This is a genomic window from Marinobacter sp. KM021, from assembly GCF_050707965.1.
Taxonomy (GTDB): domain Bacteria; phylum Pseudomonadota; class Gammaproteobacteria; order Pseudomonadales; family Oleiphilaceae; genus Marinobacter; species Marinobacter shengliensis.
The window spans coordinates 627,447-650,385 of record NZ_CP136129.1 but is presented as its reverse complement, the minus strand read 5'-3'; the positions used below and the strand labels follow the sequence as shown (position 1 = coordinate 650,385).

The window sequence follows — 22,939 nt, the reverse complement described above, 5'->3', positions numbered from 1 at the left end:
CCCGAATCGGGTGTTCGCCTTGCCCTGCCGGCCTTACTGGCCAACAGAGGCGACTATCGTGATCTGTTTGTTATCCGGAATTTCCTGGTACGAGAGCACATGCAAACGCTCTACCCCATAACTGGCAAACTTTGCCAGCACTGGCCGCAAGGGCCCGGAAACCAGAAGAATCGCCGGCTTGCCCAGCATTTCCTGGCGCTGAACACTGTCCTGAAGAGACCGCTGCAGCTTTTCCACCATGTTGGGCTCAAGCACCAGGCCAATATCTTCCTGTCCGCCGGATTGTTGACTCTGCTGAACAGACTTAAGCAATAACTGTTCCAGATCGGGATCCAGAGTGATCACCGGAATCTCGGCATCGTTGCCACAGATGCTCTGAACGATCATTCGGCGAAGCGCCTGGCGAGCCAGGGTGGTCAACAGTTTCGGGTCCTGGCTTCTGGGGTGCACGTTAACAATGGCCTCGGCAATGGAGCGCATATCCCTGACCGGCACTTCTTCCCGGAGCAGGTTCTGCAGTACCCGCAGCAGGACGCTCACGGAAATCGTCGTAGGCACCAGCTCCTCCGCCAGTTTCGGAGCCATTTTCTCCAACTGGTCCAGCCACTTCTGGGCCTCTTCATGGCCGATAAGTTCATGGGCGTGCTTTTGCAGAATCTGGTTAAGGTGGGTAGCCACCACCGTGCTGGCATCCACCACGGTATAGCCCAGGGTCTGGGCCTGGTCTTTCTTGTCTGGCTCAATCCAGATGGCATCCAGGCCAAAGGCCGGATCTTTGCCTGCAATGCCTTCCACCTTGCCAAACACCTGGCCCGGATCAATGGCCAGCTCACGTTCCGGGTGAATCTCCGCCTCGGCAATGGTCACACCCATCAGGGTAATGCGGTAGACGTTTGGCATCAGGTCCAGATTGTCCCGAATGTGCACTGACGGCATCAGGAAACCCAGATCCTGAGACAGTTTTTTCCGAACCCCCTTGATGCGACTGAGCAGCTGCCCGCCCTGGGATTTATCGACCAGAGGAATCAGCCGGTAGCCCACTTCCAGACCAACGATGTCAACGGTCGCCACATCATCCCAGCCCAGCTCCCGGGTTTCACCGGGCGCCGGCAGCGCCTGTCCTTCTGCGCCGGACCGATCCTGAACCACCTCGCCACCGGCACGGGGCGCTCCACCAGCCATGCCGCCACGACCGGCGTAAACGCCCTCTTCTTCCACAGTCTGGCTTTGCTTTTTCCAGATCAGCCAGGCCGCACCGGCGGCAAGGCTGCCCAATCCCAGGAAGGCAACATGGGGCATGCCCGGAATCAGACCCAGGATAATCAGGATGACTGCGGCAATACCGATGGCCTTGGGCGCGTTGAACATCTGATGAATGATCTGCCCGCCCATGTCCTGGCTGGCCGTTACCCGCGTTACCATGATGGCAGCGGAAGTAGACAGCAACAGTGATGGAATCTGGGCAACCAGGCCGTCACCAATGGTCAGCAGCGCGTACCGCTGCATCGCCAGGCCAAAGTCCAGGCCATGCTGGAGCATGCCGATCGAGATACCACCAATGATATTGATCGCAAGAATCAGCAACCCCGCAATGGCATCGCCCTTTACAAACTTGGACGCACCATCCATGGACCCATAGAAATCCGCTTCCTGGGCAATCTCCGAACGGCGGCTTTTGGCCTCGTCCTGGTTGATCAGGCCCGCGTTCAAATCCGCATCAATGGCCATCTGTTTGCCGGGCATGGCGTCCAGGGTAAAACGGGCACTGACTTCCGACACCCGGCCGGCACCCTTGGTGACTACCAGGAAGTTGATGATCATCAGGATGGCAAACACCACCAGACCAACCGCATAGTTCCCGCCAATCAGAACCTCACCGAACGATTCGATCACCTTACCGGCAGCATCACCACCTTCGTGACCGTTGAGCAGGACAATCCGGGTAGAGGCAACGTTCAACCCCAGGCGCAGGAGCGTGGCAACCAGCAGTACCGTCGGGAACGACGCGAACTCCATCGGCCGAAGCGCGTACACACACACCAGCAGAATGACGATGGACAAGGTGATGTTGAAGGTAAAGAACACGTCCAGCAGGAAGGCCGGCATGGGCAGGATCATCATGCCCAACAAGCCCATAAGCATCAGTGGAATACCGATACTGCCCCGCGTCAGGGTTTTGACGTTACTCAGAACTAACGCTCTGTCCATGCTGGATACTTCTCCGCTCTGCCGTGCTTTTCAGAACTGTCAGGGTCGAAAATCTGACGCGGCGCGCCAATCTGGGAGAGTTATCGCAAGAACCGTACCAGGCCTTACAGTTTTTGATATTTACCGCACGACCAGCGCCTGACGCGGGCGCCCAGATACGGTATCCTTGCGCCATTTATTGCATCCGAAATCAAGCCCGAACATTCGAACACACAGGTGACCCCAATGCCGATCCACGAAGTGAAGCACCCCCTGATCCGCCATAAACTCGGCCTGATGCGCCGCGCCGACATCAGCACCAAGAATTTTCGTGAACTGGCACAGGAAGTTGGCGCACTTCTGACCTACGAGGCGACTAAAGACTTCAACCTGCAGGAAAAAACCATTGATGGCTGGGCCGGGCCGGTGACCGTGGAACAGATTCACGGCAAGAAAGTCACCATCGTGCCGATTCTGCGCGCTGGCCTGGGCATGCTCGACGGCGTGCTGAGCCTGATCCCGGTGGCAAGAGTGAGCGTAGTGGGCCAGATCCGCAACGAAGACACCCTGGAAGCTGAAACCTACCTGGAAAAATTGGTGGGCGAGCTGGACCAGCGCATGGCTCTGATTATCGACCCGATGCTGGCCACCGGTGGTTCCATGATCTCCACCATCGACCTGCTCAAGAAAGCCGGCAGCACCGAAATTCGGGCCCTGGTGCTGGTGGCCGCGCCGGAAGGCGTCGAGAAAGTGCTGGAAAAACACCCAGACGTTTCCATCTACACCGCCTCGGTTGATGAGCGCCTGAACGAGAAAGGCTACATCCTGCCTGGCCTGGGTGATGCCGGTGACAAAATCTTCGGCACCAAGCAGAAGGACGTCTGAGCATGCAGGAACACACCCATGAACCCGTGTGGAAGCAGGCATTAGCCGGCTCCCAGATGCTCCTGGTCGCCTTCGGCGCCCTGGTATTAATGCCCCTGATCACCGGGCTGGACCCCAACGTGGCGCTGTTTACCGCTGGCGTCGGCACCCTGATTTTCCACGTGGTCACCGGCGGCCAGATCCCCATTTTCCTGGCCTCATCCTTTGCCTTCATCGCGCCGATCATCGCCGCCAAGGGCCGCTTCGGGCTGGAGGAAACTCTTGGTGGCCTGATGGCGGCCGGCATCCTGTACATCATCCTGGCCGGCGCCGTGCGGGCACGGGGCACGGGCTTTGTCACCCGCCTGCTGCCGCCGGTGGTCATCGCCCCGGTGATTATGACCATCGGCCTGGGACTGGCATCTGTGGCGGTGCATATGGCCTCTGGCCGCACCGGAGACGGCGCCGCCGAACTGGTGCCCTACAACACCGCCATCGTCATCGCCATGATCTCCCTGGCCGTCACCATCGTCATGTCGGTCTGGGCCAAGGGCATCTTCCGGCTGATCCCGATCATGTTTGGCGTTATCGTTGGCTACACCCTGTCCTGGTTCGCCGGCATTGTAGACATTACCCCGGTCCAGGAAGCCCCCTGGTTTGCCGTCCCCAACTTCGTCGCCCCCGCCTTCAGCTGGGGCGCCATCCTGTTCATGATCCCGGTCGCCATTGCCCCGGCCATCGAACACATCGGTGACGTACTGGCCATCGGCAACGTCACCCGCAAAAACTACCTGCAAAAACCCGGTTTGCACCGCACTCTGCTGGGCGACGGCCTGGCCACCAGCGCCGCCTCCATGCTCGGTGGACCGCCCAACACCACTTACTCAGAAGTCACCGGCGCCGTGATGCTGACCCGAAACTTCAACCCGAAAGTGATGTGGTGGGCCGCCGGTACGGCCATCGTCCTGGCCTTCGTCGGCAAGTTCGGTGCAGCCCTGCAGACCATCCCGGTTCCGGTTATGGGCGGCATCCTGTGCCTGCTGTTCGGCTCCATCGCCGTGGTCGGCCTGAACACCCTGATCCGCCACCAGGTAGACCTGTCCCAGTCCCGTAACCTGGTGATCGTTGGCGTAACCCTGGTGTTCGGTATCGGCAACATGGTGATTGGAACGCTGGAAGGTATTGCTCTGTGCGCGGTTGTCGCGATCGCCTTGAACCTGATCCTGCCAGGCGAGAAAGAAGCCTGGGGTAAGCGGATTCAGGAGCCCAAGGCTTAAGCAATGAAACCGGTCAGGTCGACATAAAGCTCGGCCTGGCCCGCCTTACCGACTTAAAAGGCTTCTTGATTCCTATACTGGCCAATTCTGTCGCGAGCCGTCGGCATGGCCTCCCAAAAATCTCGAAGGCCATGGATGGCCGGAGCGAAGCGCTCATGGATGAGCTCGTAGCGTTTTTTGGGAGGCCATGCCGACGGCTCGCCGCGCCAAACGATCAGGCTACAATAAGAACCAAACTCCAATATCAGATATCGCGCCGCATCTCCGGCGGAATCGGAAAATCAGGCATACCTGGTTTGGCCCCGCGCCCCTTGCGGAACTGCCGAAGCTGAAACACATAGGCCAGCACCTGCGCAATGGCCATGTACAAACCATCGGGAATCTCCTGCCCCACATCGGTGTTGTGATACACCGCCCGGGTCAGCGGCGGCGTCCGCAGGATCTCCACCTTGTGCTCACGGGCAATCTCCATAATCTTGAAGGCAATCTCATCCGCCCCCTTGGCCACCACCACCGGCGCACCCATCGAATCCTGGTTGTACTTTAACGCCACCGCATAGTGGGTAGGGTTGGTAATCACCACATCGGCTGTCGGCACATCCTGCATCATCCGGCGCTGGGCCATCTCACGCTGCAGCTGGCGAATCTTGCCCTTTACCTCTGGCTTGCCTTCCGTGTCTTTGTACTCGTCCTTCACCTCCTGCTTGGTCATGCGCAGCTTCTTCTGGTGATCGTAGATCTGGAACGGTACATCAATCATGGCGATGACGATGGTAGCGCAGGACAGGATCAGGAAACTCCAGCCCAAGGTCCAAACCACATGGGCCATGGCCGGGACTATCGGCTCCTCTGCGATGGCAAGCAGGTCTTCGGTACGAAGGTTGAGAATCAGGATCGCCACCGCAAGCACCAACCCCACCTTGGCGATCGCCTTGACCAGTTCGATCAGGGAACGCATCGAGAACATGCGCCCAAGGCCCTTGATGGGATTCATGCGGCTGCCCTTTGGCGCGATGGCCTTGGCGCTGAACAGCAGGCCACCAATGCCGATGGAGCCTGCGATCGCCGCCACCAGAAGCATGATCAGAATCGGCGACAACGCAAACGCAGCCGCCTTGGCGGATAGAATGAGCTGAACACTCATATGACGGGTGTCGTAGATCGCGGCACGTTCGATCACAAAGGCATCCCGCATGATGCCTTCAAGGGTATTGCCGAGACTACCGCCGAACATCAACAGGCCACTTGCTCCCGCCAACAATACCGCCATGGTGGCCAGCTCTTTCGAACGAGCAGTCTGGCCGTCCTCCTTGGCTTTCTCAAGTCGTCGGGGGGTCGGCTCTTCGGTTTTTTCCTGGCTGTTATCGTTCTCTTCAGCCATGGCTATGGTTGCCCTTGCAGCTGTCGCATGAAATCGAAGGTTTCCCGGGTGTATTGCTCAAAGTGCGGCAGAAAATTGGCGTGCAGCACCCAGATAGCAAACAATCCAAAAATCAGGCCAATGGGGAAACCGAGGGCAAAAATGTTCATCTGCGGGGCGGCGCGGGTCATCACGCCAAACGATATGTTAACGATGAATACCGCCGTCACCGCCGGCAGCGCCAGCAGAATGGCAGACACGAACATCCAGCTGATCCGGTGGGCAAGGTCCCACACGCCCGCCTGACCAAGCCCTTCCATTCCAATGGGCATGATGTAGAAGCTTTCGATAAACACCTCGAAAGCCACCAGGTGTCCGTTCATGGCGAGAAACAACAGAGTGATGGTGATGGTGTAGATTTGCGCCAGTACCGGCACGTTGACGCCGTTGGCCGGGTCCATCATGGAGGCAAAGCCAAGCCCCATCTGCATGGCAATCATCTGGCCGGCGATAACGAACAGTTGCCACAGGGCTGTCAGGGCAAAACCCAAACCGACACCAATCAGAATTTGCTGCAGCGTGATCACCACGGCATCCGCACTGAATGCCTCAACCTGAGGGACTTCGGGAATCAATGGAGCAATAAGCACGGTCATCAGCAGGGCAAGCCCAAGCCGCACCCGCGCGGGCACCAGTTGGGTACCGAAAATGGGAATGACCATCAAAAAACTGGCCAGCCGAAACAGCGGCCACAGGTGTTGGCCTACCCACTGGCCGATCAGGTCTGCGCTGAACTCCGCCGGTACCATCCCGTCAGCCGATCAGGAAAGGAATACTGGATATCAGACGATTGGCATGATCCAGCAACAGGGTAAGCATCCAGGGTCCCCAGACAATGATCACGATGAGTGTTACCAACAGACGGGGCAAGAAACTCAGGGTTTGCTCATTGATCTGGGTGGCGGCCTGGAAGGTACTCACCACCAGACCGATCACCAGGCCCGGCCCGATAATAACTGCGGCAAGCAACACAATCATCCAGAGCGCTTCGCGCAAAATATCGATCACGGTTTCAGGGGTCATGGTTGGCCTCCTATATCCCGTAACTGGCGGCAAGGGTGCCCATGATCAGGGCCCAGCCATCCACCAGAACAAAGAGCATGATTTTGAATGGCAAAGAGATGATGATGGGTGACAGCATCATCATACCCATGGCCATCAGAACACTGGCCACCACCATATCGATAATGAGAAAGGGTATGAACAGAATAAACCCGATCTGAAACGCCGTCTTGAGTTCACTGGTCACGAATGCCGGCATCAGCACCCAGAAAGAAACGTCTTCGGGGGTTTCATACTGCACATCGGCGATGCGCATAAACAGCGCGAGATCGGACTCCCGCGTCTGCTCTAGCATAAACCGGCGGAACGGCTGACTGGCCAGCTCCACCGCCTCCAGGGAAGTGACCTCTTCCTGCATGTAGGGCTGCAGCCCCACCCGATTGGCCTCTTCCAGTACCGGCTTCATGATAAAAATACTCAGGAACAGAGCCAAGCCCAGCAGAATCTGGTTGGATGGCGTTGCCTGCAAGCCCAGGGCCTGCCGAAGAATGGCGAAGACCACGATGATGCGGGTGAACGATGTCATCATCATCAACATGGCGGGCAGGAAGGTCAGCGCTGTCATCAGCGCCAGGATTTGCAGGGTTACCGAGTATTCCTCGGTTCCGTTTTCTCCAGGCTGCACCGTAAAGGCCGGAATGCCTGGCAGGTCGGCAAAAGCCGCAGGCGCCAGCAACAACCCGGGGAACAGCACAAGCAATGGCAGACAGCGTTTGAGCAGGGCCACGGTCATAGCGTCAGTCTTTCCTTTCCGGTGCCGACCAGGACTTGCCGATCATGCCCTGTAACCGGCGGGCAAACTCACCGGTTGGAGGGTTGGCGGAATCCACAACCGGCTGGTCGAACACCTGCAGGGTTCGAATGGTGGAAGGGGTAATGCCCAGCAAAATCTGTTGGCCACCCACCTCCACCAGGGCGATCCGCTCCCGGGCCCCGATGGCCAGCACAGAGACCACCTTGATCGCGTTGTTGTTCATACCGGTCATGCCGTTCATACGCCGGATCAGCCAGGCACAGCCGTAGATCACCGCGACAACCGCCAGCAATCCGAGGCCCAGGCTGACAATGGTCCCCAGGGTATCCGGCGCGTTTCGGCCAGCGTCCCGAGCGGGTGCACTGGCCTCCTCGGCGAATGCTGGAGCAGCAAAAACAAGAGGCAACAGGCCGTTCAGAAATCGCACCATGTTACTTCTGCAACCGTTTGATGCGCTCACCCGGGCTGATCACATCGGTCAGGCGGATACCGAACTTTTCGTTCACCATCACAACCTCGCCGTGGGCAATCAAGGTGCCATTCACCAGCACATCCAGCGGCTCACCCGCCAGTCTGTCCAGCTCGATCACAGAGCCCTGGTTAAGCTGCAGCAGGTTACGGATTGGAATCTGGGTGTTGCCCACTTCCATGGAAATGGTCACTGGAATATCGAGGATAACGTCGATATCCGGTGCCTCCCCGCTGCCACCCATACCTGCATCGTCAGGGAATTCTTCCATCGGGGCGGCGCGGACATCCTGCCCGGGCTCATCAGCTCCCTCGGCTTCGGCCATGGCGGCTGCCCATTCGTCCTCACGGCCATCCGCATCGCTCTCTTCGGAACCGCCGGTTTCCTCCATGGCAGCTTCCCACTCAGCAGCCAGCTTTTCGTCTTCGCTGAGCTCCTTATCGTCTTTCTTGTCGTCCTCAGCCATTGCGTCCCACCTTCAGTTGTTTCTTAACCTTGGGCAATGTCGCCCGCCCATGAATTCTCAGCGCCAGCTTTCCGTCACGGGTTCCAAGTGTGGCCTTGTAGATCGGAATTCCGTTAGCGGTGACCGTCAAATGCTCGGGTACCTCCACAGGAATCACATCTCCCGCCTTCATCCTGGCAATATCCCGGAGGGAAATCCTGCGCCGGCAAACCGTTGTATTGATCGGAACGTTCACTTCCTTGATGTCTTCCTGCAGGGCGTTAACCCAGCGCTCGTCAACATCGTCGATATCGCTCTGCACCCCGGCATCGAGCACATCCCGAATGGGCTCAATCATGGAATAAGGCAAGGCAAAGTGCAGCTCGCCACCACCGCCATCCAGTTCGATATGGAAGGTACTGACCACCACCACTTCACTCGGGCTGACAATATTGGCCATCGCCGGGTTCACTTCCGAGCTCAGGTATTCGAATTCCACCTGCAGGACCGCATGCCAGGCTTCTTTCATGTCGTGGAAAACCTGGTTCAGCACCATCTGGACAATGCGGGTTTCGGTGGGCGTGAATTCTCGGCCCTCAATCTTGGCGTGCCTGCCCTCCCCGCCGAAGAAGTTATCCACCAGCTTGAACACCAGCTTGGCGTCGAGAACGAACAGAGAGGTGCCACGCAGCGGGCGTACCTTGCACAGGTTGAGACTGGTGGGCACATACAGGGTGTGAATATATTCACCGAACTTCATGATCTGCACGCCACCGGTGGAGACGTCAGCATTCCGGCGTAAAAGGTTGAACAGGCTGATGCGGGTGTAGCGGGCAAACCGCTCGTTGATCATTTCAAGGGTGGGCATACGGCCACGGACGATACGGTCCTGACTGGCCAGGTCGTAGGTCTTTACACCGGTTTCATCAGTCTCTTCATAGGTATCTATGTCACCGTCATCCACACCGTGGAGAAGCGCATCAATTTCGTCCTGTGACAATAAATCCTGCATACCTGACCCTGCCCTGAGATTCGTTTACCCGATCGGGTACCTATTGCACTACAAAGTTTCTGAATAGCACCCGCTTGATCGACGGTTCGCCTTCTTCCTCAAGCACCTGATTGACGGTCGCTAGTAACTGCCCAGCGAGAGCTGACCGCCCTTCCGGCGTTTGCAGCTCATTGAATTCACTGCTGCCCAGAACCATCACCAGTTGGCTGCGAATCAACGGCATGTGCGTTTCCGCCGCAGCCAGGGCAGTTGGGTCCGACGCTTCAAGTGACAGGTGAACCTGGGCGTAACGCTGGCGCCCCTGGGCCTGAACTGTCGTCACCAGAGGGCGCTCCAGGTCAATATAGCTGCTGGCGACAAAGGCCGGCTCTGCCTGCGAAGCTCGCTCTCCCTCATCGCCACCCGGAAGGCCCCCCCCGAGGAACCAGAGCGTTCCAACGACCGAAAGCGCAACCGCCAGAACAATGATCACCACCAGCATGATGATGAGCTTCAGTTTACCTTTCTTGGCGGGTGCCGGTGCAGCAGTGTTCTCAGCCATAATGTCCGCTTTGTCAGTTTTTTGTCAGTCAGGCAATCTGCACCTGACTTTCCATGATTAATGCAAGGGGCGGGCCAGAACTCCCATCCCCCCGGTTCAGAACCGCAGTTTAGCGTTGCCGGAGGGGATGGGCAAAGAGGATTGGAGAGTTAACGGAAAGCGGTCAGAAAACGAACAAAATCAGGCAAACACATCCACCTCACCCTTCCAGCCCAGGTCGAGGCCAGCCATCTCTTGCAGGGACTCATCCGTATCTCCGGTCAACGGCCCGCCACTCTCACCAGCCGACGCATGCTCTCCGGAACCATCTCCCTGCTCACCACCCTGCCTGCCGGGCTGGTCGGAAACATCAAACTGACTCAGAGACAAACCCTGCTCCCCCAGCATATCCCGCAGCCTGTGGGAGTTGAGTTCCAGCTGCTCCCGTACAACCGGGTTGGCGGCGTGCACGGTGATGTTGGCCTGGTCATTCTGTACCCGAACCTTTACCTCCATCGGTCCCATATCCGGTGGCGTCAGGTGAATTTCTGCCACGGACATGTTTCGGGCGGTCAGCCAGCTGAGCTTGCCCATCACCTTATCGCCCCATTCCGCCTGCCCCACGGGCACCTCCACCGATGTGGCATATCCCTTCAGGGGCACCGTGCCCTCTGCCGCCAGCCGTGCGGGCTGGGCCGCCTGTTGTGAAGCAACCTCCAGGGCTCCCTGGAACCTGGGGGCCGACAACAGGTTGGCGGGATCAACCGGTCTTGTACTTTCACCGGCCACGCCGGCAGACAACAAGTCAGTTAATTGCGTACTCAGATTCATGGTGGTGGTAGCCGGGCCTTGTTGTCCGTTCTGGCCATTGATGGCGCCTTGCATGCCAGCCATCGGCATCAGGGCGGGATTCATCAGGGGATCGGCATCGGTAGCCGGCAAGGGATTGCCTGCGGGCACCAGCAAGGACTGCAGGCTTGCGAAGGTCATGGGCACAGAGTCTATCTGAGAAGGCTCCTCCTGTTTGGCCGCAGTGCGCTGTGAACCGGGCTCTTTAGCCTCTGTAACCGGGGAGCCCGGCTTGTCGGCACTTTCCGAGGCAGTGGACTCTTTGGGCGCATTGGCGTCTTTCTTGTCGGCACGCCGGGCTTCGCGCTTGTCCTGAACCGCGCGGCTCTGATCCTGTCGATCTGTCTGCTTCTGGTCCAGGCGCTTTCTTTCTGCACGGGATACCTCGTCAAACCGCGACTCAGAGCCGGAATCCCGATTGCCCGCCGGTTTGTTAGTCGCTGTGTCCTTCTGTGCCCCTGGAGCTGGCGCTTGGGGAAGAATCATCTGCTGCATGGCAACCTCTTGCCGCTTTATCAACCTGAGTTACCCGCAATCGGGCTCTGAGCAGAAGATTGCAAAAGCGATGCCAGAACAAGCCTCAGGTTGATTCACCAAAGGATGTCAGCCGTGTGGTTACCTCTGAGAATTCCACCTCTATGGCTTTGACAATGGGTTCTGCTTCATCCAGGTTGCCAGCTTTACCCGCCTGCTCCGCCTCCATACACAATGCCCCGAGACACGGAGCACCGATATTGATACAGCTGCCCTTGAAACTGTGGGCCGTTTTGGCAAAGGCATCGGCGTCGCCTGCTTCCAGGTTCTGCCTGAGGCTGTCCAGGCGCGTTCGCGAGTCTGCGAGATAGGTCTGAATCAATACTTCAAACTCATCTTCCATGACATCCTGCAATTCAGCCAACGCCTCTTCGTCAAGATGTGGTTTGTCAGTCATCTGCAATCCTCTGCGTATCGTTGTGGCCGGAAGGCGCATTGTCGGCGAGTGCGGTTGACTCCCAATCATAAACGATTTCTACATGATTGCCGCGCCCATGCACCCTCAACTGCCGGGTCATCCGGCGCAATAGTTCAAGGCCGCGGCCCGCATAACGTGTACCGGGCGGCAACCTCTGTTCCAACACCTTCTCAGAATAACTCTCAAAATCAAAGCCCTGCCCGCTATCCTCACAAACCACATGCAACCGACCGCCGGTATCCGTGGGCTGATGGCTCAGGGCAAACCGGATATAGTGGCCGTTGGTATGGGCCAGCCGCCGTCTTCTTTCTTTGTAGTAGTGGCCAAATCCGTCGGGGGATGTTTTCCAATCCGACGGCAGTTCGAGCACGCCGTGTTCCAGGGCGTTGTTGTAGAGCTCGGACAACAGGGTATAAACCTCACCGCTCTTGCGACGAAGACCGGGGACCTCCATACAAATGTGGAGCAGTAGGGGTAGCGGGTTGAAATCCGCTAGCGTTCGCTCTCGCACTTCATAGACACAGTGCCAGTCGACCGGCCCGGACAGCGCCGATTCCGGCGCCCGGTCAGTCCATGCCTGGAGCTGTTCGTGATGAATGATTTCCAGCACACATAGCGTCAGATCATCCGCGGCATCCGGTTTTCCGGTGAACATGCGGATGTGCTCCATCAGCGCATCAAAGGGCTCCTTTGGTGGTTCAAGATCCGCCAGAACCCGGTGCACGCCTGCTTCCCCGAATTGCTCACCCCGGACATTACGTGACTCCGAGAAGCCATCGGTCATGATGACAACCTGGTCTCCAGGTTGCACAGGCAGCACCGTCATGGAGGCCTGGAACTGATCGGGGGCCTGGACCCCCAACGGCAAATGCCGGGAGGGGATGGTCAGGTGTTTGCCATTGGCACGCACCAACCAGCCATCCGGCAATCCGCCATTCCAGGCGCGCAGCTGGCCCAGCTTGAAATCAGCATCGAGCATGGCCCCACAACAGAACATCCCCACCGGCAGGATCTTCTTCAGCTTTCGATTGATCTCAGAGAGAATGTCCCCCGCGCCAAACCCCTTGGTTGCCATGCCGTAGAAAATCTCGGCAACGGGCATGGCGCCGATGGCCGCAGGCAAGCCATGGCCAGTGAAATCTCCCAGAAAGATCAATGTACCGCCCCCGGGACGTTCCGCCGCAAACAGTACATCGCCATTGAAGACAGACAGCGGGGAAGCGTGATAGCGAATATGGGGGGCATTCAGGCATCCAGTATGGGCAACGTTGTCGAATACCCGCCGGGCGACCATCTGTTCCTCTACCAGTTGTTCATGCTGCCGGCGGATCTGGTCTCGCTGGTCTGATAACACCTGGTGCATCTTGCGCATGCGATTGAAGGCATTGATCTTGGCTTCCAGGATCACCCGGTTATAGGGTTTCACCAGAAAATCGTCACCCCCAGCCTCCAGGCAACGGGCCAGCTCAGTGGCATCGGACAGGGAACTCAGGAAAATCAGGGGGACCAGACGTTCACCGGCCAGGGCCTTGATCTGCCGGGCCGCCTCCATGCCATCCATTCTGGGCATCAGCGCATCCAGCAGGACGATATCCGGCTGATGATCACAGAACATGGCAACCGCCTCTACGCCGTCCCTGGCCTCAACAACCTGATGGCCAAGTCGCCGAACCAGGGCAGAGAGGATCAACCGGTCACAGTCGCTGTCTTCAGCGATCAGTACCTTCAGGGCGTCGGCCTCAGCCGATGCTGAAGAGTTGCTCAAAATTGGAGATAGAGAGGATGCGCCGGACATCGCTGTTGCAGTTCTCGATAGAGATACTGGCACTGTCTCCACCGGCATGGTCCCGCAACAGGAGCAACATACCCAGGGCGGAGCTGTCGAGGTAAGTGGTGTCGGAGAGGTCGATCACATAACGGTTGACGCTGGCATCACTGTGCTCATAAGCGTCTCGGAAGGCCTGATGAGTGCTGAAATCAAAACGGCCCTCTACCCGAATTGTCAGAGTCTGACCGTCGTCACTCCGGCGCGTTTCTATTGGCATTCCATCACCCCCCGGCCCCTGTGTTCAACGATCATGGCAGTTCTCCCTGTTCAGCTTCTACCGTATCTGGGTAAGCATAGCCAAGTTAGCGAAAAATGCATCTGACATTACTGATTGAGATCAACCCGGCATGTCATCGATTTCGGCGGGCGAAGGCACGGCCGGCGGCTTCATCCGCCAACTTCTGATCCTTCATGTCCTGGTCCCGCTGTTCCTGTTGGCGACAGGATTCAATGTACTTTTCCATGCCCCGACGTCTCTCCCAGGCCTGCTGCCACTCTTTGCGGCGAACCTCGAACACCTGCTCGGCCTGCTGCAACTGGCGGTTCTGCTGGGCAATCACCTGATCGAGCTGGGCAATAAAGGCTTGCCAGGCCTGCAGGCGAGCCACGGGCACCACCCCCTGCTGGTTGGCACGGATCTGGTCACGGTATTCCTGCTGATAGCGTTCCAGGTTTTCCACCTGTTCCCGATGCGCTTCAGCCAGCTTGCGGGCCTCACCCATGCGCTCCAGGGCTTCCTGCTCCTTACGTTCTTCCAGGGCGAGTACCGGTTCCAGCCGCTTCGAGCGCAACATTAACCTTCACCACGCTCAGCGGCGGGGTTATGAACGGCCGTCTTGCGCCGTTCTGGCGAGCGGCGCTCCGGAACCACCTCCAGCAACTGTTCTATGCTCTCGCTCAAGGGGGCGGACTCGTTCAGCCCCTGTTGCAGGAATTGCCGCATATTACCGATGTGCTGAATTGCAAAGTCAGTTTCAGGGTCAGAGCCCTTGACATAAGCACCCACACTGATCAGATCCCGAGCCTGCTGGTAACGGGAATACACCTGTTTGAACCGCTGGGCGCGGGAGAAATGTTCGGCTTCGGTAACCTGAGGCATTACCCGACTGATAGACGCTTCCACATCGATGGCCGGGTAATGGCCCTCTTCGGCCAACCGGCGGGACAACACAATATGGCCATCCAGAATCGCCCGGGCAGCATCGGCAATCGGATCCTGCTGGTCATCGCCTTCTGTAAGAACGGTATAAAAGGCGGTGATGGAGCCACCACCTGGGCGTCCGTTGCCGGTCCGTTCAACCAACTGTGGCAATTTCGCGAAGACCGAGGGCGGATAGCCTTTGGTAGCCGGCGGTTCCCCAACGGCCAGGGCTATTTCTCGCTGGGCCTGGGCATAACGGGTGAGTGAATCCATCAGCAGCAGCACCCGCTTACCCTGATCACGATAGTACTCGGCAATACGGGTGGTCAGCATAGCGGCCCGCAACCGCATCAGCGGTGAATCATCCGCCGGTGCAGCCACCACAACCGAGCGGCCCAGACCTTCCTCGCCCAGAATGTCCTCAATGAACTCCTTGACCTCCCGGCCCCGCTCACCAATCAGGCCAACCACTGTGATATCGGCGTCGGTAAACCGGGTCATCATGCCAAGCAGCATACTTTTACCCACGCCGCTGCCGGCGAACAGCCCCAGCCGCTGGCCCTGGCCCACGGTCAGCAAGGCGTTGATCGCCCGGATACCCACGTCCATGGACTGACGAACGGGGGCCCGGTTCAGCGGGTTGATGATGTCTCCGGTCAGCTGGACCCTGGCCTCAGCCTGCAAAGGCCCTTTGCCATCCAACGGATCGCCGGCACCGTTCACTACCCGCCCCAGCATTTGCGGGCCCACCGGCACCAGGCTGGCCGACGACAGCGGAATCACCCTGGCGCCGGGCTTCAAGCCTTCGATGGCCGTCAGCGGCATCAGGTAAACCTTGTCTTCCTCGAACCCGACAACTTCCGCTTCCACGCTACCAGCGCCTTCGCCCTGGATCACACAACGATCACCCACCACCATCGGGCAGCCAACACACTCAAGTGTCAGCCCCACCATGCGGGTGAGCCGACCAGACAATTCAGGTTCGGGTTCAGCGACAATGGCGCCTTCCAGCTGGCGCAGGCGGTCAGCCAGGCGGTAGGTCATCGTCCTCGCCCTGCTGTGGTGAGGTTTTCGGCAAATCAGTCTCGGGACTGGTCATGTCGGATTCGCTCAGGACGTCCCGATGAAAATCGCTCAAGTCTCCCATGATCGAACCCAGCTCTTCATCTTCGACGCCGGCGCGATCATTCAACTGCTCCTCAAGCATGCCCTGTACCGCCCGCTGAAAGCGTTTCTCAACAGTGTAGTCCACCAGACTGTGGCGGGACTCTACTTTACATCCGCCAGGCATCAGGGTGTCGTCTTCGATGATCGAGGGGCTGACCTCCAACCGTTCGGCCACTTCGCGAACCGGCTCAAGATCATCCGGGTGAATATGTATTCGGAGGTTATCTGCAGTGGAAGGCAACGCCGCAAGGGCCTTACGGACCACCTGGCGAATCTGGGAGGAGTCCAGGCTCAACTCCCGGTAAACCACCGCCCTGGCCAGCACGGTGGTCAGGTTGACCAATACCGATTCCAGTTCTTCCTCATGGCGCTGTATCGGCAACACCAGTTCTCCAAGCAAATGCTCCAGGCGATCAACACGGGATTCCACTTCCTTTCGGGTCGCTTCTTCGGCCTGCTGCTGGCCCTGTTCCCGACCTTCTGCTTCACCGGCCTGAAGCCCCTGCTGATGACCGTCCGCTCGACCTTTCTCGAAGCCGTCCTGGTAACCCGCCTCCCGGCCTTCCTGAAAGCCGTCTTCCCTGGCCGCCTGGCGAATCTCTTCAAGATCCCCCGCCGTCAGCGGTTTAACTTCCTGCTCTTGAACCACCTGATTGCCCCGCTCATCAAGCAGGGGAAGTTCCCACCGTTCCCAGGCGGTCAGCTGTTCTTTTGGAATACGCTTGGTGTCCTGGTCTGAATCTTTCATCACATCATTTCTTCACCGGCACCGCCGAGGGATATCTCACCGGCTTCTGCCATACGGCGGGCCACGGTAATGATGTCCTTCTGGGCAGCTTCCACTTCGCTGACTTTCACCGGACCTTTCGCTTCCAGATCGTCCTGCAGAAGCTCAGCAGCGCGCTTGGACATGTTTTTGAAGATCTTATCCTGAACTGCGTCATCAGCGCCCTTGAGCGCAACCACCAGCACTTCCGAAGATACTTCCCGGAGCAGCGCCTGAATGCCGCGGTCGTCCACTTCCTTGAGGTTGTCGAAGACAAACATCAGGTCTTCAATGGTGGAGGCAAGGTCCGGGTCCATGTCCTTGATGGAGTCCATCAGGTTGCCTTCAATGCCACGGTCCATGAAGTTCATGATATCCGCCGCCCGCTTGACACCGCCTATTCGGCTGGTCTGGGCTGCGGAACCGCCAGAGAACTGTTTTTCGAGGATGTCGTTGAGTTCCTGCAGGGCCTGGGGCTGGATGCTTTCCAGAGAGGCTACTCGCATCATGACATCAAGCCGGACTTTTTCATCCAGGGTTGCCAGAATTTCGGCGGCCTGGTCCGGATCAAGGTAGGAAATGACGATGGCCTGAATCTGTGGGTGTTCGTAACGGATAATATCGCCAACGGCCCGTGGCTCCATCCATTTCAGGGTATCCAGGCCCGTGGTATTGCCACCCACAAGGATCCGGTCAATCAGGCTGGCGGCTTTGTCATCGCCCAGGGCCTGGGTCAGCATGGCCCGGATGTAATCGTCGTTACCAACCCCGAGCCCGGTCTGGCCGCCCACGGCCTCGACGAATTGGTTCAACACAAAGGTAACGTCGTCTTTACTGATGTCCCTCATCTGGGCCATGGCAACGCCCACGCGCTGGACTTCTTTCGGGCCCATGTGTTTGAGCACCTCGGCGGCGTCTGCTTCACCCAGGGACATTAACAGTATGGCCGCCTGCTCCACACGCGGAATCTTGCGCTGCTGTTTTCTGGGGGCATTATCCCCCTGGAACTGAGCATTCTCTTCAGTCATCGACATTCACCCACTGGCGCATGACCTGAGCAACCCTGGCCGGGTCTTCCGCAATCAGGCCTTTGAGTGCATTAACCTGCCTATCATAGCCGTCTGTGGCGCCAGGCAAAAGAAGGTCATCCTGCGATGACATTGCCTCTCTGAGTGCATCGCCGCCTTCAATACCGCCAAGCCCACCGTAGCTTCCGCTATCCGAATCTTCGCCACGCTCCCTGCTGCCGGCACCAGACAGACTTTTCAACGTCGGTCGCAGCAGCCCCAACACCAGAATCAGAATCACCAGACCGGCCAGAATCTGTTTCATAAGATCCCAGAACCAGGGCTGTTCCCAGAATCCCGGCGTGTCAAACTCCACCGCATCTTCCGGTGAAAACGCCGTGTTCATCACCGTCACACTGTCGCCTCGGGCTGCCGAGTAACCGACCGCATCCCGCACCAGCATACTCAGGCGCTGAAGTTCGGATTCCGGCCAGGGCTCGTAGCTAACCTGCCCGGTTTCCGGGTTCACCACCTTCATGTCATCCACTGCCAGAGCAACGGTTACCCGCTTGATACCGCCCAACTGCTGACGGGTATAGCTGACGGTGCGGTCCAGTTCGTAGTTTCGGGTGGATTCACGACGCACATTCACCGGAGGTGCCGCCGGAGCACCATCGCCTTCCTGGCCCGCTACCTGTTCGGGCACGGTTGCATTGCCCGGGGGCTGGTTGCTGAGCGCACCGGGAATACCGCCATTCGCGCCGGCACCGCGTTGTTCGCTCAGCTCACGTTCGCTGCGCACCGCCTGCTGTTCCGGGTTGTACAGTTCTTCCGCCCGTTCCACGGCGGAGAAATCGAGATCTGCGGTGACTTCCGTGCGGAAGCGGCCATTGCCGACAATCGGCGCAATCATTGACGCTACCCGGCGCGTCAGGCGGTCTTCAACCCGCGCCGTATACTCGTACTGGTCTTTCATCTGGTCGGCATTGGCCCGGGTTTCGTCCCCGGTCAGCAGATTGCCGTTCTGGTCCACCACCGTGACCTGTTCCCGGCTCATCATCGGCACGCTGCCGGCGACCAGGTTAACAATGGCACGGATCTGTTCCTGTTCGGGCCGGCGACCGGCAAACACTTCCAGGAACACCGACGCCGTCGGCTCCCGGGCATCGCGGATAAACACCGAACGCTCGGGAATGGCCAGGTGTACCCGGGCATTGCGCACACCACGCATGGTGGCGATGGTGCGGGCCAGCTCACCCTCGAGACCACGGCGATAACTGATGGTTTCCATGAACTGGGAGGTACCCAGCCCCCGGTCCTGATCCAGCAACTCGTAACCGATGGTGCGCCGATCGGTCACCCCTTCGGCGGCCAGTTTCAGGCGGGCGTTATGAACTTCATTGGAGGGAACCAGAAGCGCGCCGGTGCGCGGGTCCATACGGTACTTGATGCCATTGCTGTCCAGAATCGTCGTGACATCCTGAGGGTTGTAGGCAGAGAGATCCCCCACAACCGGCTGGTAGTTGGGCTCCTGGGCCCAAAGCACCACGGCAACCCCCAGCGCAACACTGGCCGCCAGGCCGACCATCAGGCCAACCTGTCGCAACAGGTTCAGGCGGTTGAAACCCAGCAGAAGGTTGCTGCGGCTTTCAGGTGCATCCGCGTCCTGGGTTGCCGGCACGTCAGAGGCAGTGGTTTGTGCTGGTACGCTTGCCATGCGGGTGCTCCGTTATCAGATCGGCATATTCATGATGTCTTCGTACGCTCGTACCACCCGGTTACGCACCTGGGTGAGGGCCTCGAAAGACACACTGGATTTCTGGGCAGCAATCATCACTCGGGTAATATCGACATTGGGGTCTCCCATGTCGTAAGCCGTGCGCAGGTCGTTGGCCTGCTTCTGGGCATCATTCACACTGTTGACCGCATTGCCCAGCATATCGCTGAAACTGGGAATTTCCCGGGGTTCCTGAACGTTGCGCGGGCCGTCAACACGGCCACGAACCGATTGATCCTGCTCAATACGCTGGTTCTGCATCATCTGGGAACGCAGGGAACGGATATCTGACAGAACGCTGTTGATGTCGGCACGCTGAACCATAGTTCTCTCCACACTAACCAGGCTAAGCCCTCGGGCTTCACTTGTTCGTTACATGGAGAGGACTAAGCAAATGGCAGGCCAGGAACACTTTACCTTTCTAATTCAATAGATTGAGGATCATTAATGTCAGAGGGCGTTAATCAGTGACGGACATTTGACGGAGACAGGTAGCAAGGACAGGCGCGTAAAAAAAACGGCACCCCGTAGGGTGCCCGAAGGAGTATAGGTCTCGACAACAAACAAAAACGGCTTTTAGGCCAACGCAAGTTCGGACTCAAGGTCGATTCCGGCATCGCGCATCTGGGCCAGCTTGTAGCGGAGCGTTCTGGGACTGATCCCCAGTTGCTCTGCTGCCCGGTTACGACGGCCCCGTTCTTTCCTGAGCGTCTGGATAATAATACGGAACTCCTGCTGTCGCAGATCATCCCCCAGTGAACCGGCCTCGTGAAGCTCTTCACTGAGCGGTTCCGGTGCCGACTCCATCGGAACGGACTGGCTGGGTTCGGGCTCTGACGGCTGGTGATGAATCTGTGGTGCGATACTGTGCAAACCCGGTGAACTGAAATCGGCCCGGCCAGTGATCCCCAGCTCCAGGCACAAATCGCCCTCGTGAATCACATTACCCTGCTGCAGCACCAGTGCCCGCTGAATGGCATTATCAAGCTCGCGAACATTACCGGGCCAGCGGTGGCTGATCAGTGCCTTGCGCGCATCCTCCGCCAGGGCAATACCCGTTAGTTTCATTTTCCGACAGTGCTTCTTGAGCAGGGACTTGGCCAGCGGCAGTATATCCAGCGGCCGCTCCCTCAGAGGCTGCCAGTGCATGGGAAACACGGTCAGCCGGTAATACAGGTCTTCACGGAACTTGCCCTCACGGACGTAATCCGCCAGGTCGCGGTTGGTGGTTGCCACGACACGAACATCCAGTGGGATGGTTTTTCGCCCCCCTACCCGCTCCACTTCACGCTCCTGCAACACCCGCAGGAGTTTAGACTGCAAGCCAAGCTCCATTTCGGAAATTTCGTCCAGCAGGATGGTGCCGCCATTGGCCTGCTCAAACTTGCCCGGGGACGACGCCACCGCACCGGTGAAGGCTCCTTTTTCATGACCAAACAGTATGGCCTCAAGCATGTTCTCGGGAATGGCGGCACAGTTAATCGCCACAAAGGGTTGGTCTGCCCGGGGCGACTGCTGGTGAATGTAGCGGGCCAGCACTTCTTTACCGGTGCCACTCTCGCCAGAGATCATGACCGTGGAATCACTGCCGGCAACTTTCGCCGCCAACTGGAACATTCTTTTGCTGATAGGATCTTCCGCCACCGGTTCGTCACCGGATTTGGGTTTTGCTCCGCCAACCACCCTGGTGACCGCCTCCACCAGAACCTGAGGCTCGAAGGGTTTGACCAGATAATCAATGGCTCCGGACTGCATGGCAGACACCGCGTGGCTGATCTGGCCATAGGCAGTGATCAGCATCATCGGCAGCCCGGGATAATGACGCTGTACTTCCGCCAGCAGCTCGTGACCAGACATTCCCGGCATGTTGACGTCGCTGACCACCATATCGACGGGGTCGCGAGCCAGGGCTGCCAGCGCCTCCTGGCCGCTGGCAGCTTCCCGCACCCGGAACTTTGCCAGCTCCAGGGTCGTGACCAGCGCCTCCCGCAGGTCCCTGTCATCCTCAACAATCAGAATCTGGGCCTTCGCCATGGTATCTGCCTCCAACGTCTATTCGTTATGCTCTGTCGGCCAGGGTCGGCAGCTGCAGTGTCGCCACTGCGCCGCCCTGCTCCGGCGAGAAAATAGAAAACCGGCCATTATGGGCCTTGACCACCGCCTGCACCACGGCCAGGCCTAGACCGGTGCCGTGAGACTTGGTGGTGTAAAATGCTTCGGTGATCCTTCCAGACTGCTCTTTCGAAAAGCCCGGGCCATTGTCCAGCACCCGTATCTCCATACCTTGAGCGGAGGACGCCAGCTGAACTTGCACGTCGGTGGCACCGGCTTCCAGGCTGTTGTTCACCAGGTTCATGCAGGCGCCGACCAGGGCATCGCGGTTGCACATCAATCGGCACTGGTCATCTATCCGGCTGTCCAGTGTCACATCAATACCACTGGCGGGTTTCAGGCCCTCAACGGCCGCTGACAGGGAGACCACCAGCTTGCCGGCCGACAACTCCTCCGCCAGGCGGGTTTCGCCACGGGCGAAAATCAGCATGTCCCGCACCTGCTGCTCCAGGTGAGTCAACCTCGACATCAGTCGTGAAGCGCACCGCTGACGCAGCTCTTCGTCCAGATCCGGCTGGCTCAGGTGACCGCCGTATAAAATGGCGGCAGACAACGGAGTGCGGATCTGATGGGCCAGGGACGCCACCATCCGGCCCATGGCAGACAGGCGCTGGGCATGGGCCAATTGCGACTGCAGCTGCCGGGTCTCGGTCAGGTCGGTTAACAGAATCAACTGGCCGGGCTGGTTTTCCATGGTCCGGATTTCAATGCTGACGCGCCGGCCATCTTTGAGGGACACTTCGTGACCGTCATCGCTGCGGGGAGAAAAGCAGCGTCGGATAACATCCACCCAACGCTCGCCATCCAGGGGCTCCCCCAACAGCGCAATGGCCGCCGGATTGCACTGGCTGACCACGCCTTGCTGATCCAGCACCACCACGCCAGCCGGCAGGGCCTTGAGCAGAGTCGACAACCGGTCTGCCAACTGTTCCTTTTCCTCCAACTCCTGTTGACGCTGAAGCGTCTCGTGGGAGAGTTCACCGGAAAGCTGGTTTACGCGGGATTCCAGGGTTCGGTAGGAGTCGGTAATCTGCCGGGACATGCGATTAAACAACTCAAGCGCAGAGTCCACGGCCTCATCACCCTGTTGTGGAAACAGAGCGGTGACCTTGTCATTAACATCAGCAGCGGCATTGGCACCTGACTTCTGGTGACCGGATTCCATGGCAACGCGTGCGTGACTCATAACCTTCCCCCTGACGAGCCCTGACCGGGCCAACGGATCTTTCGTTCAGGTTTGGTAAAGCCAACACTGTGCCAACTTGAATTTTATTATATTTTTTAGAGTGTTAAGAAAAATACAAACTGGAGACCGACAAGTTTCCGTCGG

23 protein-coding genes are annotated in these 22,939 nt (G+C 58.4%); 2 read left to right on the top strand and 21 right to left on the bottom strand.

Annotated features, from left to right (window positions below; translation table 11 throughout):
* Window positions 1-33: 33 nt before the first annotated feature.
* Window positions 34-2,208: a flagellar biosynthesis protein FlhA gene (gene flhA, locus RVM24_RS03090; RefSeq protein WP_106695410.1), complete on the bottom strand. Its 2,175-nt coding sequence runs from the start codon at window positions 2,206-2,208 to the stop codon at window positions 34-36.
* A gap of 225 nt (window positions 2,209-2,433) precedes the next feature.
* Between flhA and upp the strand changes: the two genes are divergently transcribed.
* Both upp and RVM24_RS03080 read left to right on the top strand, forming a co-directional pair.
* Entirely contained in the window at window positions 2,434-3,072 is a 639-nt protein-coding gene (gene upp / locus RVM24_RS03085; RefSeq protein ID WP_106695409.1) for a uracil phosphoribosyltransferase, read from the top strand.
* 2 nt (window positions 3,073-3,074) lie between these two features.
* Window positions 3,075-4,328 carry a uracil-xanthine permease family protein gene (locus tag RVM24_RS03080; protein WP_106695408.1) on the top strand — a complete coding sequence of 418 codons (1,254 nt, stop codon included), beginning with the start codon at window positions 3,075-3,077 and terminating at the stop codon, window positions 4,326-4,328.
* Window positions 4,329-4,572: 244 nt separating this feature from the next.
* Here the strand turns inward: RVM24_RS03080 and flhB are convergent, their stop codons facing one another.
* The 20 genes from flhB to RVM24_RS02980 form a co-directional block, all read right to left on the bottom strand.
* Window positions 4,573-5,709, bottom strand: coding sequence for a flagellar biosynthesis protein FlhB (gene flhB / locus RVM24_RS03075; protein ID WP_431474943.1), 1,137 nt, complete (start codon window positions 5,707-5,709; stop codon window positions 4,573-4,575).
* Window positions 5,710-5,711: 2 nt separating this feature from the next.
* On the bottom strand, window positions 5,712-6,497 hold the full coding sequence (fliR, locus tag RVM24_RS03070) for a flagellar biosynthetic protein FliR (protein ID WP_072677661.1): 786 nt from the start codon (window positions 6,495-6,497) through the stop codon (window positions 5,712-5,714).
* A gap of 4 nt (window positions 6,498-6,501) precedes the next feature.
* The gene (gene fliQ, locus RVM24_RS03065) at window positions 6,502-6,771 is read right to left on the bottom strand and encodes a flagellar biosynthesis protein FliQ (protein ID WP_431474942.1); all 270 of its coding nucleotides are present in this window, start codon (window positions 6,769-6,771) and stop codon (window positions 6,502-6,504) included.
* A 10-nt stretch (window positions 6,772-6,781) separates the two neighbouring features.
* Window positions 6,782-7,543 (bottom strand): flagellar type III secretion system pore protein FliP, encoded by a 762-nt coding sequence (fliP, locus tag RVM24_RS03060; protein WP_106695403.1) that lies wholly within the window; start codon window positions 7,541-7,543, stop codon window positions 6,782-6,784.
* Window positions 7,544-7,547: 4 nt separating this feature from the next.
* The gene (gene fliO / locus RVM24_RS03055) at window positions 7,548-7,994 is read right to left on the bottom strand and encodes a flagellar biosynthetic protein FliO (RefSeq protein WP_431474941.1); all 447 of its coding nucleotides are present in this window, start codon (window positions 7,992-7,994) and stop codon (window positions 7,548-7,550) included.
* A gap of 1 nt (window position 7,995) precedes the next feature.
* Window positions 7,996-8,499: a flagellar motor switch protein FliN gene (gene fliN / locus RVM24_RS03050; protein ID WP_058090165.1), complete on the bottom strand. Its 504-nt coding sequence runs from the start codon at window positions 8,497-8,499 to the stop codon at window positions 7,996-7,998.
* On the bottom strand, window positions 8,492-9,490 hold the full coding sequence (gene fliM, locus RVM24_RS03045; protein ID WP_431474940.1) for a flagellar motor switch protein FliM: 999 nt from the start codon (window positions 9,488-9,490) through the stop codon (window positions 8,492-8,494). The genes fliN and fliM overlap by 8 nt, the downstream gene beginning before the upstream one ends.
* 40 nt (window positions 9,491-9,530) lie before the next feature.
* Window positions 9,531-10,031, bottom strand: coding sequence for a flagellar basal body-associated FliL family protein (locus RVM24_RS03040; protein WP_072677665.1), 501 nt, complete (start codon window positions 10,029-10,031; stop codon window positions 9,531-9,533).
* Between the two features lie 180 nt (window positions 10,032-10,211).
* Entirely contained in the window at window positions 10,212-11,354 is a 1,143-nt protein-coding gene (locus tag RVM24_RS03035; RefSeq protein WP_431474939.1) for a flagellar hook-length control protein FliK, read from the bottom strand.
* Window positions 11,355-11,439: 85 nt separating this feature from the next.
* Window positions 11,440-11,790, bottom strand: a complete 351-nt coding sequence (locus tag RVM24_RS03030) for an Hpt domain-containing protein (protein ID WP_431474938.1) — start codon at window positions 11,788-11,790, stop codon at window positions 11,440-11,442.
* A complete protein-coding gene (locus RVM24_RS03025; RefSeq protein ID WP_431474937.1) occupies window positions 11,783-13,576 on the bottom strand; it encodes a SpoIIE family protein phosphatase in 1,794 nt (597 codons plus the stop codon). The genes RVM24_RS03030 and RVM24_RS03025 overlap by 8 nt, the downstream gene beginning before the upstream one ends.
* The gene (locus RVM24_RS03020; RefSeq protein ID WP_058090171.1) at window positions 13,551-13,856 is read right to left on the bottom strand and encodes an STAS domain-containing protein; all 306 of its coding nucleotides are present in this window, start codon (window positions 13,854-13,856) and stop codon (window positions 13,551-13,553) included. The genes RVM24_RS03025 and RVM24_RS03020 overlap by 26 nt, the downstream gene beginning before the upstream one ends.
* Before the next feature lie 133 nt (window positions 13,857-13,989).
* Entirely contained in the window at window positions 13,990-14,433 is a 444-nt protein-coding gene (gene fliJ / locus RVM24_RS03015; RefSeq protein WP_058090172.1) for a flagellar export protein FliJ, read from the bottom strand.
* Window positions 14,433-15,824 carry a flagellar protein export ATPase FliI gene (gene fliI, locus RVM24_RS03010; protein WP_431474936.1) on the bottom strand — a complete coding sequence of 464 codons (1,392 nt, stop codon included), beginning with the start codon at window positions 15,822-15,824 and terminating at the stop codon, window positions 14,433-14,435. Before fliI ends, fliJ begins: the two co-directional genes overlap by 1 nt.
* The gene (locus tag RVM24_RS03005) at window positions 15,805-16,695 is read right to left on the bottom strand and encodes a flagellar assembly protein FliH (protein WP_431474935.1); all 891 of its coding nucleotides are present in this window, start codon (window positions 16,693-16,695) and stop codon (window positions 15,805-15,807) included. Before RVM24_RS03005 ends, fliI begins: the two co-directional genes overlap by 20 nt.
* Entirely contained in the window at window positions 16,695-17,741 is a 1,047-nt protein-coding gene (gene fliG, locus RVM24_RS03000; RefSeq protein ID WP_106695392.1) for a flagellar motor switch protein FliG, read from the bottom strand. Before fliG ends, RVM24_RS03005 begins: the two co-directional genes overlap by 1 nt.
* The gene (fliF, locus tag RVM24_RS02995) at window positions 17,734-19,437 is read right to left on the bottom strand and encodes a flagellar basal-body MS-ring/collar protein FliF (protein WP_286922432.1); all 1,704 of its coding nucleotides are present in this window, start codon (window positions 19,435-19,437) and stop codon (window positions 17,734-17,736) included. The genes fliG and fliF overlap by 8 nt, the downstream gene beginning before the upstream one ends.
* A gap of 15 nt (window positions 19,438-19,452) precedes the next feature.
* Window positions 19,453-19,821 carry a flagellar hook-basal body complex protein FliE gene (gene fliE / locus RVM24_RS02990; protein ID WP_072677674.1) on the bottom strand — a complete coding sequence of 123 codons (369 nt, stop codon included), beginning with the start codon at window positions 19,819-19,821 and terminating at the stop codon, window positions 19,453-19,455.
* Window positions 19,822-20,073: 252 nt separating this feature from the next.
* Window positions 20,074-21,531 (bottom strand): sigma-54-dependent transcriptional regulator, encoded by a 1,458-nt coding sequence (locus tag RVM24_RS02985; RefSeq protein ID WP_286922433.1) that lies wholly within the window; start codon window positions 21,529-21,531, stop codon window positions 20,074-20,076.
* A gap of 25 nt (window positions 21,532-21,556) precedes the next feature.
* Entirely contained in the window at window positions 21,557-22,795 is a 1,239-nt protein-coding gene (locus RVM24_RS02980; protein ID WP_286254699.1) for a sensor histidine kinase, read from the bottom strand.
* Window positions 22,796-22,939: the final 144 nt, after the last annotated feature.